Annotated in this window: 13 protein-coding genes; all 13 read left to right on the plus strand. The window is 45.0% G+C overall.

Features of this window, described 5'->3' with window-relative positions:
• Positions 1–32: 32 nt before the first annotated feature.
• The 13 genes from BMW45_RS21320 to BMW45_RS21385 all read left to right on the plus strand — a co-directional run bounded on the left by BMW45_RS21320 (position 33) and on the right by BMW45_RS21385 (position 15,130).
• On the plus strand, positions 33–1,814 hold the full coding sequence (locus tag BMW45_RS21320; RefSeq protein WP_092248710.1) for a sensor histidine kinase: 1,782 nt from the start codon (positions 33–35) through the stop codon (positions 1,812–1,814).
• A complete protein-coding gene (locus BMW45_RS21325; RefSeq protein ID WP_092248713.1) occupies positions 1,811–3,364 on the plus strand; it encodes a response regulator transcription factor in 1,554 nt (517 codons plus the stop codon). Before BMW45_RS21320 ends, BMW45_RS21325 begins: the two co-directional genes overlap by 4 nt.
• 99 nt (positions 3,365–3,463) lie before the next feature.
• Positions 3,464–4,837, plus strand: coding sequence for an ABC transporter substrate-binding protein (locus BMW45_RS21330; RefSeq protein ID WP_025232671.1), 1,374 nt, complete (start codon positions 3,464–3,466; stop codon positions 4,835–4,837).
• Between the two features lie 76 nt (positions 4,838–4,913).
• Entirely contained in the window at positions 4,914–5,804 is an 891-nt protein-coding gene (locus BMW45_RS21335) for a carbohydrate ABC transporter permease (protein ID WP_092251152.1), read from the plus strand.
• 1 nt (position 5,805) lies between these two features.
• Positions 5,806–6,639: a carbohydrate ABC transporter permease gene (locus BMW45_RS21340; RefSeq protein WP_025232673.1), complete on the plus strand. Its 834-nt coding sequence runs from the start codon at positions 5,806–5,808 to the stop codon at positions 6,637–6,639.
• A gap of 90 nt (positions 6,640–6,729) precedes the next feature.
• Entirely contained in the window at positions 6,730–9,756 is a 3,027-nt protein-coding gene (lacZ, locus tag BMW45_RS21345; protein WP_092248716.1) for a beta-galactosidase, LacZ type, read from the plus strand.
• Between the two features lie 401 nt (positions 9,757–10,157).
• Positions 10,158–10,517 carry a heavy-metal-associated domain-containing protein gene (locus BMW45_RS21355; protein WP_092248723.1) on the plus strand — a complete coding sequence of 120 codons (360 nt, stop codon included), beginning with the start codon at positions 10,158–10,160 and terminating at the stop codon, positions 10,515–10,517.
• A gap of 204 nt (positions 10,518–10,721) precedes the next feature.
• A complete protein-coding gene (locus BMW45_RS21360; RefSeq protein ID WP_092248726.1) occupies positions 10,722–11,192 on the plus strand; it encodes an NUDIX hydrolase in 471 nt (156 codons plus the stop codon).
• A gap of 16 nt (positions 11,193–11,208) precedes the next feature.
• Positions 11,209–11,544 carry a cupin domain-containing protein gene (locus BMW45_RS21365; RefSeq protein WP_330390847.1) on the plus strand — a complete coding sequence of 112 codons (336 nt, stop codon included), beginning with the start codon at positions 11,209–11,211 and terminating at the stop codon, positions 11,542–11,544.
• A gap of 155 nt (positions 11,545–11,699) precedes the next feature.
• Complete coding sequence (locus BMW45_RS21370; protein WP_092248729.1) at positions 11,700–12,113, plus strand: DUF3788 domain-containing protein; 414 nt, start codon at positions 11,700–11,702, stop codon at positions 12,111–12,113.
• A gap of 23 nt (positions 12,114–12,136) precedes the next feature.
• A complete protein-coding gene (locus BMW45_RS21375) occupies positions 12,137–12,499 on the plus strand; it encodes an MmcQ/YjbR family DNA-binding protein (protein ID WP_092248732.1) in 363 nt (120 codons plus the stop codon).
• 53 nt (positions 12,500–12,552) lie between these two features.
• Positions 12,553–13,278 (plus strand): DinB family protein, encoded by a 726-nt coding sequence (locus tag BMW45_RS21380; protein ID WP_092248734.1) that lies wholly within the window; start codon positions 12,553–12,555, stop codon positions 13,276–13,278.
• 364 nt (positions 13,279–13,642) lie between these two features.
• Positions 13,643–15,130 carry an aldehyde dehydrogenase family protein gene (locus BMW45_RS21385; RefSeq protein WP_092248737.1) on the plus strand — a complete coding sequence of 496 codons (1,488 nt, stop codon included), beginning with the start codon at positions 13,643–13,645 and terminating at the stop codon, positions 15,128–15,130.
• Positions 15,131–15,216: the final 86 nt, after the last annotated feature.

Raw genomic sequence — 15,216 nt, forward strand, 5'->3', positions numbered from 1 at the left:
TAAACAGGCAGCAGCGAGGAGGGCGTGAGAAGATGTGGATGAATAAAAAGCAGAAATTAAAGGCTTCTTATTATAACAGCTTCTTCGCCCTCATTGTGATTCCTATTCTTTTTATAATCTTACTGTCCATCCTCATTATCCGTACCATGATGGTGGATTCCGCAGTTTCCAACATCCGGCGTGCCCAGGATAACATCGCCTCCACTCTGGGCGGCGAAGTAAAGGATGTATCTCTCCGTTTATCCCATTTCGTATATGTCAACGACAATGAAGTTATAAAAAATGCAGCAAAGACCAATACAAAAGATGTGGCTGAAAAATACCTATATACGAAGATCCTGACAGAATCCTTTCATTATGCCATGGTTCCGGTGCAGGACATCCTGTCTGCCGTATTTTATATGAAAGACGGGGACCATACGTATATGAAGGATGATATTACCTTAGGCATGGAGGAACTGAGGGCTTCCTCCTGGTATCAGGAGGCTTTGGCAGCACCTAACGTGGTTAAGGTGGGTTTTTATGACCGCAGTGTAACAAATTCCAGAAAAAATGCCTATACCCTGACCATTGCCGCAGGCCTGTCACCCGGAATGGATGTAGACCGGGACGGGGTCATAGAGATGACGGCGCTGTTTGTTACATCCAGGACCGGGGGGCTTATAAAAGATTATAATAAGGAACGGTTGCTGGGATCTACCATGATTGTGGACAAGTCAGGAAAGGTTATTTTCGACGCAGAAGGTACGATGGCTCTTTTGCCCCGGAAAATTTCCCTGGAGCAGCCCAAATTCCGGTATCAGGCAAATGGCAGACGGTATATGGGAGTGGTGACCGAAGAACCGGTGACCGGCTTAAAGATCATCAGCGTAGTGTCATATGAAGCCCTTACAAGAAGCTTTAACAGGACTGCAGCCGTCATTGTAGCGGTTACACTTTTCCTGTTTGCACTGTTTTACCGTTTTTCCAGCTACTTCTTAAAAAGCATCATTGACCCCATCCATCATACGGTTGAGGGCATGAAAAAGGTGGAGGAGGGAAATCTTCTGGTTCATGTAGAACCAAAAGGGCAGGAAGAGCTGCGCCTGATGATCCACTCCTTTAACCGTATGACAAGACGGTTAAAACAGCTGATACAAGAAAATGAGGAACAGCAGCAGAAAAAGCATGAGGCAGAAATCAGGGCGCTGCAGTCTCAGATCAATCCCCACTTTCTGGTGAATTCCTTAAATTCTATCCGGTTTATCGCGCAGATGTCAAAGTATGAGTCCATTGCCCGCATGGCGGAGGCGCTCATAAAAATATTATCCTGCTCCTTCCGCAGCAATACGGGATTTTATTCATTAAAAGAGGAGCTGGAGGTTTTAGACAGTTTTATCTATCTGATGAAAATCCGTTATTCCGACGGGTTTGATATAAAATATGAAATAGAGGAATCCTGCCTTTCCTGCCTGGTTCCGCGGCTTATTTTACAGCCTGTGGTGGAAAATTCCATAGTCCATGGTTTTAGCGGCCTTATGGATGAAATGGGAATCATCTGGATGACGGCTCGTGAAGCAGATGGATTTCTGTTCCTAGAGATCCGGGATAACGGAAAGGGAATGTCTGAAGAAGAGATGAGCCGGATCCTGAATGGGGAAGAGGAAAAGGCAGGGAAAAAGGATCATGTAAGCATCGGAATTACTAATGTAAAAACCAGGCTTACACTTAATTATGGCGAAAGCTGTGAATTTGTGATGGAAAGCGGAAAGGGCCGGTTCACAAGAACCTCCATCCGCATTCCCATAAGAAGAAAGGAACCGGAAGACCAATGAGAAATGTCCTGATCGTGGATGACGATACTATAGTACGGATTACCCTGCGCTCCCTGATCAACTGGGAAGAGATGGGGTATCAGATTGCCGCGGATGCCATTCATGGCCAGCAGGCATTGGAATATATCAAGGATCATCCGGTGGATTTAGTAATCACCGATATGAAAATGCCGGTTATGGATGGAATAGGCCTATTAGAGGAGTTAAGCAGCTTAAAAACCATGCCGGCAGTACTGGTTTTAAGCGGTTATGATGATTTCAAGCTGGTCCGGGATGCCTTCCGTCTGGGAGCCTGCGATTACCTGTTAAAGACTGGATTAACAGAGGAAACCCTTGCAGCTATGCTGAAACGTTTGGATGAAGAGGTCTTTCACGATCACATCAATGAAACAGGGAAAGAGAAAAATCCGGTGGTAAAAGTACCGGATTCTGTCCTTCTTGTAGATATGGCCATGGGAAGACAGTCCCTTGATGAGACTTTTTTTCAACATGAATACCTGGTGATGCAATTTGAAATAGAAGACTTTCATAAGGCATCGGCCCGTTTTGGAGAGGATTTTGAAGAAGAACTAATAAAGCCCATGTTAGAGCTGGCTGGACAGATCCCCAGAGTGGCTTCCCGCTGCATTCTTGGAGCAGTGGCGCCTTCCCGCTATTGTTTGCTGTACCGCATCACCGATCCGGAGCAGTATAGGGAGAATGCAGTTTCCGCCTGTAAGCAGTTATGCAATGTGTGGAAGCATTTTATGAATCTCTCCGTTTCCGCAGGGATCAGCAGGCCCGGAAATGGCACAAAGGATTTCTTAAACCGGTTTGAAGAGGCAGGAGAGCAGTTAAGGCTAAAGTATTTAAAGGGGAAAGGGAAGATCTGCGATCCATGGGAAAAAGATACGGTCTCCTTCCAGCAGGTCCGGCAGGCCGGACGGGATTATGAAAAGCTTTTAAAGGGCCTGATGGTAGGCGATGAGCTGGCCGTATGGACGGAAAAGAAAGGTTTCTTTTCAGAACTTTATAAAATGGAATTAAAAGCTGCCAAAGAGGTCTGCCTCCATCTCATCTGCAGCATAGCCTGGCAGCTTTCGGATAACCACGACGACATCAGCGCCCTGTTTGCGGAAGAGGTCAATTATTATGAGAAAATCGGCCGTTTGGATGAAATGCGGAGCCTTGAATTATGGCTGAATAATTATTGCCGCTGGATCATGGATTATAATGCTCACCATGCAGACCGGAAGCAGGCGGATATGATGATCCGGGCGAAACGGTTCATTATGGACAATTATGCCAATCCGGAGCTTACGCTGGGAAGTGTGGCAAGTTTTATCGGTTTGAATGAAAAATATTTCAGCACCAGATTTACAAAAGAAGAAGGGATGACCTTCAGCAACTATTTGACCGAGGTCCGCATTCGAAAGGCAAGAGAGCTGATGGAGACAACGGATCTAAAGATTTATGAAATCAGTCAGAGCGTTGGCTATAACAGTGTGGAGCATTTTACCAGAGTATTTAAAAAACTGTGCAAAGTAAGTCCGGGCGGGTACCGGAAATAAAGACCTGACGATAGATCAAGTTTTCAAACCATATCTCATGGAGAAGGCTGTTTTGAAATGGTAAGATAATATCATCAAAACAAGGGAGGTATTACAGAAATGAGAAAACGAGTGTTGGCTTTGGGGCTTTGTGCAGCAATGGCAATAGGGGTTATGACCGGCTGTTCCTCATCAAATGGAACCGGGGAAACTCCAAAAGAAACCACGGCGAAAGGTCAGGATGAGACCCCGACAGAAGCGGGAAAACCGGAGGCAAAGGAAGATATAAAAGGCAGTCTGGTATTTGCCATATGGGACAACAACCTGATGGATTATATTGATGAAAATGATATGGTTGGGAAATTCCAGGAGAAATATCCCAATGCAGATATTGAAGTAGAAAAGATCAAGGATGATTCCGAATACTGGAATGCCATGAAGATGAGAACATCAGCAAACCAGCTTCCGGATGTTATGTTTAACAAGCCCTTCACCTTATCCAGGTTCAAGGACTATCTGGTGGATTTATCCGGGCTGGAAGCAGCGAAAAACAACGAGCTGGCCTCCGGATATGCAATGGAAGGCAAGGTTTTGGGAATTCCAATGACAGCAGGTTATGAATACGTTTATTATTGGAAAGACATGTTTAAGGAAGCCGGTGTAGAGGTTCCCACCACATGGGAAGATTTTGAGAAAACAGCTCAGACCCTTCAGGATTATTATGGGAAAAACGACCCGGATTTCATGGCTATCGCTCTTGGCGCAAAGGATGAATGGCCGGATTATCCTTACATGGAATTTATGCCTGCACTTCAGGGCGGCAATGGACAGAACTGGAACGACATGGCAAAGACAGACGCTCCGTTCGCAGATGGAACCGACATTAACAAGGCATACAATAAGGTTAACAGCTTATTCAGCAAAAATGTGTTCGGCAAAGATCCACTTGGCATGGGCAACGATCAGGTAACATCCCTGTTTGCCCAGAAAAAAGCGGCTATCATTGCTCTGGGAGATTGGGGCCTGCAGAACATTCAGAGCGGTACCGATGATGCTTCGGAACTTGGCACCTTCTACCTTCCGGTAAGAGATTCCAAAGACGATCCTTTCCGGGTTATCGTACAGGGCGACTCCTTTATGGGAGTAACCACTCACAGCAAGAATCCGGAGCTGGCAAAGGCTTTCGTAGAATGGTTTTACAGCGAAGAATGGTACCCGGGATATATCAATTATGTAACCAGTGCATCTTCCATGAAGAACTTCCCCAAGGAAAAGGACCCGATCCTTGCCCAGGCAGATGATCAGCAGCCGGATAAGGAACTGGTTATGTATGACGGCGGCGGAGATAATTTCCAGGCGATCCAGAACGATATCGCATTTGATTACAAGAAGCTGGGTGCCCAGATGTTTACCAATGGCTTTGATTTAAAAGCAGAACTGGATGGACTCAATACAAAATGGGCGGAAGCCAGAACCAAGCTTGGAATAAAATAAACAGAGTGGAAAGGGGGACAGGGTGATGGAAGCCCTGCCCCCCTTTTCTTCCAAGGACTTAAATCAGGAGGTATCTATGAATTCTCTGGAAAAACAGAAAAAAAGATTTATTGTATGCGCCCTTGTCGTTCCTATGGTACTGCTCATCGGGTTTGTGGTGTTTCCGGCCTTTGACTTAATCCGCATGAGCTTTACAAACTGGGACGGATACTCCAAAACCTATGATCATATCGGTTTTGGCAATTACACAGCCATGTTTCGGAATAGGGACTTATGGTTGTCCCTCCGCAACAATGGGGTGTATTTTTTCGGGCATCTGATATTCATTCCCATTGAGCTGATGTTTGCAGTGCTTTTAACCTCAAGGCTTAGGGCGTCAAAATTCTATAAAACCATGGTTTTTATGCCGTATATCATCAACGGGGTTGCAATTTCCTATGCCTTTTCCTATTTCTTTTCTCCTATAAACGGAGCATTTGATGAGATATTAACCTTATTTCATCTGGAGAGCCTGATAAGAAACTGGCTGTCCGACCCTAAAATCGTCAATTTCGTGCTGGCATTTGTCTCCCTGTGGAGATTTTCCGGGTACCATGTCATCCTTTTTATGGCCGCCCTGCAGTCTCTTCCCCAGGATGTACAGGAAGCAGCCAGAGTGGATGGAGCAAATGCGTGGCAAATGTTCAAGTACATTCAGATACCGTCTATTATGCTCATGGTGGATTTTGTCCTTTTCGACAACATCCGGGGCGCTCTTCAGGTGTTTGATATCCCCTATGTCATGACCAGCGGAGGACCGGGATATGCTTCCTCCACCTTTACGCTCTATACCATTGATACAGCCTTTAAATATAGCAACTTTGGCCTTGCTTCCACCATGGCGGTGGCGATTATGGTCATGATCGTTGTCATTTATCTGGTCCAGAACAAGATCATTCACGGAATTTTGAAGGGGGGAAGAAAATAAGATGAAAAGACGTACAATGGAACAGGGATTAAAACAGATCATCTGCATGGGTATGGTCCTGGTCGTTCTGGCGCCTATCCTTTTAACCCTGTTTGCCGCTTTCAAGACAAAGGCGGATATGGTGAATACCTCTCCCCTGCTTTTGCCGCCTATGGAACGGATCACATTTTCAAACTTTCAAAAGGTGGTGGGAGATAAATATCTCCTGATAGGTTTTAAGAATACGGGCATCATACTTGCAGTCAGCATTCTGTTTAATGTGTTGTTTGGAACCATAACTGCATTTATTCTGGAGCGTTTTGAGTTTAAGCTTAAAAAAGTGATTATGAGCCTTTTTTTCCTGGGTATGCTGATTCCCAGCTTTGTAACGGAAATTGCCAGATTTAAAATCATTAACGGCATTGGCCTTTACAATACGCTTGGGGCACCCATCGTGATTTATGTGGCATCGGATCTGATGCAGCTTTATATTTACCGGCAGTTCATTTCTACCCTTCCGGTGTCTCTTGATGAAAGCGCGCTCCTGGACGGCTGTTCTTATTTCGGTCTGTTTACGAGGATCATATTTCCTTTGTTGGCGCCTGCCACAGCTACCGTGGTGATCATCAAGGCAATTACCATCATCAATGATATGTATATTCCATACTTATATATGCCAAAGAATAAGCTTCGTACGTTAACAACCTTTTTGATGAATTATGCCAATGCCCAGCAGGGATCGTGGCAGAAGCTGGCGGCAGGTATCATCATCATCATGCTGCCGACGATCCTTATCTATATTTTCTTCCAGAAATACATTCTGGCGGGAATCGCTGCCGGGGCGGTGAAAGAATAAAAGATATAGGAAATCGTAAGAAATGCCATGGATTCTTTTAAAGTGGTGGATTATAATGGACTTAATATTTATAGAAGGAGGTTTCTTTCAATGGATCAGAAGACCGCAAAACTGGAATGGCTGGAGGATCCGCGGGTTTTCGCGGTAAACCGTCTGGCTGCCCATTCCGATCACTGCTATTATGAAACGGAAGCAGAAGCTCTAAGGGGGATTATGGGACAGCGCCAATCCTTAAATGGGACATGGAGATTTTCCTATGCAGAGAATCCCGGGGAGCGGAATGAGCTTTTCTACGAAAGTGATTTTAATCTGGACAGCTTTGGCACCATTGAGGTTCCGGGACATATGGAGCTTCAGGGATATGGCGGATGCCAGTATATCAATACCATGTACCCATGGGATGGTCTGGCTGACATCAGGCCTCCCCATGTTGACTGGCAGAATAATCCGGTGGGAAGCTACTTAAGGGAGTTTGAACTGGAGGAGCCGCTAGAAGGGAAACGACTGTTCCTGTCCTTTCAGGGAGTGGAAACAGCCTTTTATGTCTGGCTGAATGGAACCTTTATCGGATATTCAGAGGATTCCTTTACACCCTCTGAGTTTGAGATTACGGATGCGGTACGGCCAGGATCCAACCGCCTTGCTGTAGAGGTTTATAAAAGAAGCAGCGCCAGCTGGATCGAGGATCAGGATTTCTTCCGGTTCTCCGGGATTTTCCGGGATGTGTATTTATATGCGGTTCCGGAATGCCATGTGGAGGATTTATTCATTCATGGGGACGTATCCGATGACTACCGGGATGGCCTGTTCCGTGGAGAACTGACCCTTACAGGAGAAATAAAGGGAAGTATCCGTGCTGTATTAAAGGATAAAGCTGGAGAAACAGTTGCCTCCTGGGAACCTATTCCGGCAAAGAAAGTAGTGGAATTTACCGCCTGCATATCCAATGTCCATCTATGGAGCGGTGAGGATCCATACCGGTATGAACTCACCATCATCTTGTACGATGAGCAGGGAAATGTGAAGGAGATCGTTCCTCAGAAGGTGGGATTCCGCCGTTTTGAAATGAAAGACCGGCTGATGTGCTTAAACGGAAAGAGAATCGTATTCAGGGGAATCAACCGTCATGAGTTCAATGTAAGAAGAGGCCGCTCCATTACAAAAGAGGATATGATGTGGGATATCCGGTTTATGAAGCGCCACAACATCAATGCGGTCAGGACCTGTCATTATCCGGATCAGAGCCTGTGGTATGAGCTTTGTGATGAATATGGGATTTACCTCATTGATGAGGCGAATTTGGAAAGCCATGGTTCCTGGCAGAAGATGGGAGCCTGTGAACCATCCTGGAATGTACCCGGAAGCCTGCCTGAGTGGAAGGACTGCGTGGTGGACCGGGCAAAGTCAGTGCTGGAACGGGACAAAAACCATCCAAGTGTGCTGATATGGTCCTGCGGAAATGAATCCTATGCAGGAGAAGACATTCTTGCTATGTCAGAGTTTTTCAAAGAACGGGATCCTTCCAGGCTGGTTCACTATGAGGGCGTGTTCTGGAACCGGGAATTTGACCGTACCAGCGATATGGAAAGCCGGATGTATGCCAAACCATTTGAGGTAGAGGAATACTTAAATACAGATCCAAAGAAGCCCTTTATTCTTTGTGAATACATGCATGCCATGGGCAATTCCCTTGGCGGGATGAAAAAGTACACGGATCTGGAAGACAGGTATGAGATGTATCAGGGCGGCTTTATCTGGGATTATATTGACCAGTCTCTGATGAAAAAAGACGCTTACGGCAAGGAGTATATGACCTATGGCGGGGATTTTGGCGACAGGCCCACGGATTACAGCTTCTGCGGAAACGGGATCGCTTATGCAGACAGGACCATCTCTCCAAAGGCTCAGGAGGTAAAATACTTGTATCAGGATATCCGCCTGATTCCTGACTCCAAAGGCGTATCCATAGAAAACAGAAGATTATTTACAGATACCTCTGACCTTGAGTTTGTATATTCGGTTTTAAAGGACGGGGAACCGGTTTATCAGAAGAGCTTTGATGCATCGGTTAAGCCTTTGGATACAAGGTATGAAGCCGTCACGGTACCTGATTTCACAGAGCCTGGAGAATATGTCTGCCAGGTTTCGGCTCTACTTAAAAGTGATACCTTATGGGCAGATTCCGGCTATGAAACAGCCTTTGGTGAGACGGTTTCAGTCATAGAAGAAGGGCAGCAGGAGAAATGCAGCGGACAGCCTTTGAAAGTAATTCATGGCGACGTCAACGTCGGCGTTATGGGAGATGGATTCCGGATCCTGTTCTCCAAGCAGGAAGGCGGTATCGTTTCCCTGGTTTACGACGGAAAAGAATGGATCGGAAGACCGATGATGCCGGTGTACTGGAGGGCGACTACGGATAATGATAAAGGAAATAAGTTTTCCGTGGCAAGTTCTGTGTGGTATGGAGCAGGCAGGTTCCCTTATTATGAGAATTGTGCGGTGGAAGAGAAGGAAGGAAGCATAAAGGTGACCTATACCTATGGCCTTTCTACTGTTCCTAAGGCATCAACAGAGGTTACCTACGAAGTAGATGGAAGGGGAACGATTCATGTAAGGGCCGTATTCCGGGGGCAAAAGGGATTGCCAGAGCTTCCAGCCTTTGGAATGAGGCTCATCACACCGGAAGCAGCTAAGAAATTCACCTGGTATGGAAGAGGACCTGAGGAAAATTACTGCGACAGGAATGAAGGTGCGAGGCTGGGAATCTATGAGGATACTCCGGATAACAACCTTTCCCGTTATCTGGTGCCTCAGGAGTGTGGCAACAGAACCGGAGTCCGTTGGCTTAAGGTATCGGACATGGAGGGTCATTCCATCAGTTTTTGCGCAGCAGGCCAGGCGTTTGATGCTTCCGTACTTCCCTATACGGCGGAGGAACTGGAAGCGGCTACCCACAGAGAGGAGCTTCCGTCACCAAGATATACGGTAGTGAACATTTTAGGCGCCATGAGAGGCATCGGCGGCGATGACAGCTGGGGAGCGCCGGTTCACCGGGAGTACTGCATAAGCGGGGAAGAAGAGCTTGTAACAGAGTTTATTATTGAAAGAAGATCATAAATGAAGGCGGCAGACGGCAGGGGTTTGAAATAGCACTTACGGTCTGCCGCTTTTATTTTTTGTGGGAGGAAAATTTAGATTGTTGATAAAAATAATCAGGTAATCGTGTCCTTTTTTCATGATATTGTATTATAATAGAATTGGATTGGCTGGATTGGCTGGATTGGCTGGATTGGCTGGATTGGCTGGAATGGCTGGAATGGCTGGATTGGCTGGAATGGCTGGAATGGCTGGAATGGCTGGAATGACTGGAAAGAATGGGTTGCTGAAAGAAATAATCTTATAAACTTGAGTTCATGAGCAGCATACCCCGATTTACCGGGCATCAACCGGATAGGAAGGCATATCTCATTGATGCATTCGTGTATAAAATGAAGAAAAAGGACAGAGGAGGTTACAGGATGTCTACTGCAATTATTTGTGCGATCTTAATTGTAATTTGCTACTTTGGATTAAGAAGCACCATAAATAGGACGAAATATGGCTGCTGCGGAAGCGGCGGCAGCGAAGTGAAGAAAATAAAAGCTGCTGATAAAAATATTTCCCATTATCCCTATACGCGAACCCTGGAGGTAGAAGGAATGACCTGCGGCAATTGCAAAAAGAGAGTAGAGAATGAGTTTAATAGCCGGGAAGGATTATATGCTTCCGTGGATTTGAAGAAGAAACTGGCAGTCATACATATGAAAGATCAGATGTCAGAGGATGAGCTGAAAGAGATGGTAAGAAAAGCAGGATATACACCCGGGAAGATCAAATAAATGCATTAACTGGTATGACAGAATAAACAGGTCATAAGATATATGAAAAAAGATTGATTGCAGTAAGCGGCGGACTAAGATGGTTTTATTTCGAATCCATGATTGTCTGCTGCTTTTTTGTTTTTATAGTCCTAAATTATTAAAAAAATAGATTGTTTTTCTTTTTCATACATGGTAAGTTGATATCAGATAGGAGGGGATCTGATGATAGAAGTAACATTTTATGATTCTGTTGAAGATCATTTACTGGAGTATGCAGTCATTGCTTCACGGTATCAGAACAAATGGATATTCTGTAAGCACAAGGACCGGGACACCCTTGAAATTCCTGGAGGACACCGGGAAAAGGGGGAAGATATCGTAACGACTGCCAACCGGGAACTTTATGAGGAGACGGGAGCAACAGAATATATCCTGAAGCCGGTCAGTGGATATTCGGTTCGGAATCTTGATGAGAACGAGGAGAGTTCAAAAGAATCTTTTGGAATGCTGTTTTATAGTGAAGTCAAAGAACTTGGAGAAATGCCGACGGGGTTTGAGATAGAAAAGATACGGCTATTGGATGAGATGCCTGATTCCCTGACGTATCCTGAGATCATGCCGGCATTGATGGATAGGATTCTTCTCTGTTTTCTTAATGGCCGGGTAGAAAAGCCGCAGATACTGGATAAATAAGATTAAGAAGGGCTGGATGATCATGATTATTAATTTTGACGAGATAGAGGAAACCATACTCCCCCGTTTTAACGGCGGAGAAAAAGAATTTAAGGCAAAAATGCTTGTAGATAAGAGCAATAAGATTCTCTATGGAAAGCTGGAGCCGGGCGCAACCATAGGAATGCATACCCACGATACAAGCAGTGAAATCATATATTTTCTACAGGGAACAGGGAAAATGCTGTTTGACGGCGGAGAAGAAGCCATACAGGCTGGACTGTGTCACTATTGTCCCAAAGGCTTTGCTCACAGCATGATCAATGACAGCGGGGCTGACCTGATTTTCTTTGCGGTTGTTCCTCAACAGTGACATACTGTTGTCATATTTGGGATGGTATAATGCCAAAATATGAAGGTTGTATGCAAACGTTTTCAAGACAGCGGGCTGACCGTGAAGAAAACGTCAAAGCGAAAGGATGCACCGGTAACCTATGCACGTAAAACTTATTAAGTGAGGGGGATATTATGCTGGAAAAGATACCATCACAAGAAGAAATGACTTCCCTGATAGGGGAGACTTTATTTGAAGCATGGAAAGGCCTTTGTGAAAGAATCGAAGAGAAGTATGATATGGAACGCCAGTGGAACAGCGGCGGCAAAAGGTGGAAGTACGAGTACAAATACCGCAGAGGCGGGAAAACCCTTTGTGCATTGTATGCCAAAGAAAACTGCTTTGGATTCATGGTAATTCTGGGACAAGCGGAACGGGAAACCTTTGAACGGGAAAGGCAGAACTATTCCCCGGAGGTCCAGAAAGTATACGATGAATCAACGACCTACCACGATGGAAAATGGATCATGTTTATGATAAAGGATCAATCGCTTTTTGATGATATGGTGCAGTTGTTAAAGATAAAAAGAAGGCCCAATAAAAAGTAATATAAATGATTCGGAGGAAATATATGAGGTATCAGTGGATTGATGAATACTTGAAATCAATGAAAGGTGTATCCAGTGATTTCAAGGAGGAATGGAATTGGACCAGGTATCTTCTTGGTGACAAGATGTTTGCGGCGGTGTGCAAGGATGACCAAGGCAGGGACTCTTTGATCACATTAAAGCTGGAACCGGTAGAAGGGCAGTTCTTAAGGCAGCAGTATGAGGATATCATCCCCGGCTATTATATGAATAAGGTTCACTGGAATTCCATAAAAGCAGATGGAAACGTTCCTGATGATTTGCTGAAGGATTTACTTGAAAAATCATACCGTCTGGTATTAACCGGGCTGACGAAGAAGAAACAAAGTGAATTGCTGGGAGAGTGAACTTTCTATAGGATTCCCCGGTAAGCAAAGAGGGGAAAACAGGTGGAACACATATGAAATACTTTGGAGAAGGTTTAAGCGATGTGCATAAGGCTTTAAATAAAATAATCCGTAAGGAAGATGAAATCGAGCGGGCAAAATCTCTCTTTTTAGACCTGCATAGGGAACTTCACCTTTCAGAAGTGTCGGAAGGGGAAGAAAATGAAGTGGACAGACTTCTTGGAGATCTAAAAGCAGATGAGTACGCCATCATGCCAACCGGTAAGGATGAAACCATAGCATGGGTTTTATGGCATATTGCCAGGATCGAAGATCTGACCATGGGAATCCTGGCGGGAGGCGGGAACCAGCTCTTTGATGACGGGTGGAAACAAAGAATGAACTCTCCAATCACTGACACCGGCAATTCCCTGTCAGACGACGAGATCATGGACCTAAGCCGAAAAATCAATGTTACAGAGCTGCTTCATTACAGGAACGAGGTCGGAATCAGAACCAGGAATATAGTTAAAAATTTATCATCAGCCGATATGAGAACGAAAGTTCCGTCATCAGGTCTTGATAAAATCCTTTCAGAAGGCGGAGTGACAAAACAGGAAGATTCTGTTTGGCTTCTGGATTTTTGGGGTAAAAAGGACGTGGCAGGGATTTTACTGATGCCGCCTACCCGCCATGTTATGCTTCATCTAAATGACTGCTGCAAGTGGAAGGAATTTATCCGGACGAAGAAGCGGTATCAAGGGATAAGTGACGGCTCTAATCAGGAGCTGCTTCAATAAGTTTTTGACCGCAGTCAGGAAGAACTGCGGTTTTTTATTTAATGAAAATACCCTAAAAAATCTTATGCTGAAAAAGAAGTGAAATGTGAAAAAAATATCAAACTATTAATAAAATCAACTCGAATTGGGATAGAAGAAATTTTAAGCATTGATAAATTTAATCCTGTTTAAGAGATAGGTTTCTAAAAGAATTTATTTAATATGGGGAAATAATTCATAATGTTAAAAAATAAACATTAAAGGATAATTAAATATCAATAATGTTAAAAATATATTTAAATTGACAGATTAAATTGCAGGGGTATAATGGATACATAAATTAAGATATCTGAACCAAAGACAATAAAAGAGAGGAGATAAAATTATGCAGAACGTAGAGCTTCAAAAAAAATATCAGTTATTCATAGGCGGACAATGGAAGGATGCTTCCGATGGAAAAACATTTCCAAGTATCTGTCCGGCCGATGGTAGGGTGCTGACTGAGTGTGCCGAGGCAACAAAGGAAGACGTTGATGAGGCGGTCCGGGAAGCATGGAAGGCTTTTGACACCTGGAAGCATGTACCGGTAAACCAGAGAGCTGCCATTCTGAATAAGATTGCGGATATCATAGATGAAAATAGGGAACATCTTGCCATGGTGGAAACCCTGGACAACGGGAAACCCATAAGGGAAACAATGGCGGTCGATATTCCTCTTGCAGCTCAGCATTTCCGCTATTTTGCAGGCTGCATTCTTGCGGAAGAGGGCAGTGCCAATATGCTGGGAGAAAATACCCTAAGTCTGATCCTCAAAGAGCCTATCGGCGTGGTTGGGCAAATCGTTCCCTGGAATTTTCCCTTCCTGATGGCAGCCTGGAAGCTGGCACCGGTACTGGCAAGCGGCTGCTGTTCAGTCTTTAAGACCTCCAGCACCACTTCGCTCAGCGTTCTGGAACTGGCAAGGCTGATCCAGGATGTGATCCCGGCAGGGGTGTTTAATGTTATTACCGGAGCAGGTTCCAAGTCAGGGCAGTATATTTTGGAACATGAAGGTTTCCGGAAGCTGGCATTTACCGGCTCAACGGAAGTAGGAAAGAACGTGGCCCTTGCAGCAGCGGAAAAGCTGATTCCGGCTACTTTGGAGCTGGGAGGCAAATCAGCTAATATTTTCTTTGAGGACTGTAATTGGGAGATGGCCATGGATGGTTTACAGCTGGGTATTCTCTTTAACCAGGGCCAGGTGTGCTGTGCGGGTTCCAGGGTCTTTGTGCAGGAAAGCATTTACGACAAGTTTGTGGAAGAAGCGGTTAAACGGTTTAACCAAGTAAAGGTCGGCCTTCCGTGGGATGAAAATACCCAGATGGGAAGCCAGATCAGCAAAGGGCATATGAAGGAGATTTTAAGCTACATAGAGATAGGAAAATCGGAAGGTGCTGCCGTACTTTGTGGCGGAGAGCAGATTCTGGAAGACGGACTGGAAAACGGAGCCTTTTTAAGGCCTACACTCCTTGGCAATGTGACAAACGACATGAGGGTAGCGCAGGAAGAGATCTTCGGACCTGTGGCATGTATTATTAAGTTTAAGACAGAGGATGAGGTTGTGGCCATGGCCAATGAAAGCCAGTACGGACTGGGCGGAGCAGTATGGACCAGGGACATCAATAGGGCAATAAGGGTTGCCAGAGCGGTGGAGACCGGACGTATGTGGGTTAATACCTATAATTCCATTCCTGAGGGAGCTCCTTTCGGAGGATACAAGACTTCGGGAATCGGCCGTGAGACACATAAGGTCATTCTGGAACACTACACCCAGACAAAGAATATCATGATTAATTTAAGTGAATCTCCGTCAGGTTTTTATCCGGTTAAATAATTAAAAAGTAGGCAGAAAGCGGCTTTGGACGACATAGTTCCAAAGCCGCTTTTTTGCATGGAAATAAGATTGACCGAATCGAAAAA

The sequence above is a fragment of the Lacrimispora sphenoides genome, from assembly GCF_900105215.1.
GTDB classification, from domain to species: domain Bacteria; phylum Bacillota; class Clostridia; order Lachnospirales; family Lachnospiraceae; genus Lacrimispora; species Lacrimispora sphenoides_A.

Bases quoted from the DNA above. Each gene is read 5' to 3' on its own strand.
- BMW45_RS21320 (WP_092248710.1), top strand. From the start codon at position 33: ATGTGGATGAATAAAAAGCAGAAATTAAAGGCTTCTTATTATAACAGC.
- BMW45_RS21325 (WP_092248713.1), top strand. From the start codon at position 1,811: ATGAGAAATGTCCTGATCGTGGATGACGATACTATAGTACGGATTACC.
- BMW45_RS21330 (WP_025232671.1), top strand. From the start codon at position 3,464: ATGAGAAAACGAGTGTTGGCTTTGGGGCTTTGTGCAGCAATGGCAATA.
- BMW45_RS21335 (WP_092251152.1), top strand. From the start codon at position 4,914: ATGAATTCTCTGGAAAAACAGAAAAAAAGATTTATTGTATGCGCCCTT.
- BMW45_RS21340 (WP_025232673.1), top strand. From the start codon at position 5,806: ATGAAAAGACGTACAATGGAACAGGGATTAAAACAGATCATCTGCATG.
- lacZ (WP_092248716.1), top strand. From the start codon at position 6,730: ATGGATCAGAAGACCGCAAAACTGGAATGGCTGGAGGATCCGCGGGTT.
- BMW45_RS21355 (WP_092248723.1), top strand. From the start codon at position 10,158: ATGTCTACTGCAATTATTTGTGCGATCTTAATTGTAATTTGCTACTTT.
- BMW45_RS21360 (WP_092248726.1), top strand. From the start codon at position 10,722: ATGATAGAAGTAACATTTTATGATTCTGTTGAAGATCATTTACTGGAG.
- BMW45_RS21365 (WP_330390847.1), top strand. From the start codon at position 11,209: ATGATCATGATTATTAATTTTGACGAGATAGAGGAAACCATACTCCCC.
- BMW45_RS21370 (WP_092248729.1), top strand. From the start codon at position 11,700: ATGCTGGAAAAGATACCATCACAAGAAGAAATGACTTCCCTGATAGGG.
- BMW45_RS21375 (WP_092248732.1), top strand. From the start codon at position 12,137: ATGAGGTATCAGTGGATTGATGAATACTTGAAATCAATGAAAGGTGTA.
- BMW45_RS21380 (WP_092248734.1), top strand. From the start codon at position 12,553: ATGAAATACTTTGGAGAAGGTTTAAGCGATGTGCATAAGGCTTTAAAT.
- BMW45_RS21385 (WP_092248737.1), top strand. From the start codon at position 13,643: ATGCAGAACGTAGAGCTTCAAAAAAAATATCAGTTATTCATAGGCGGA.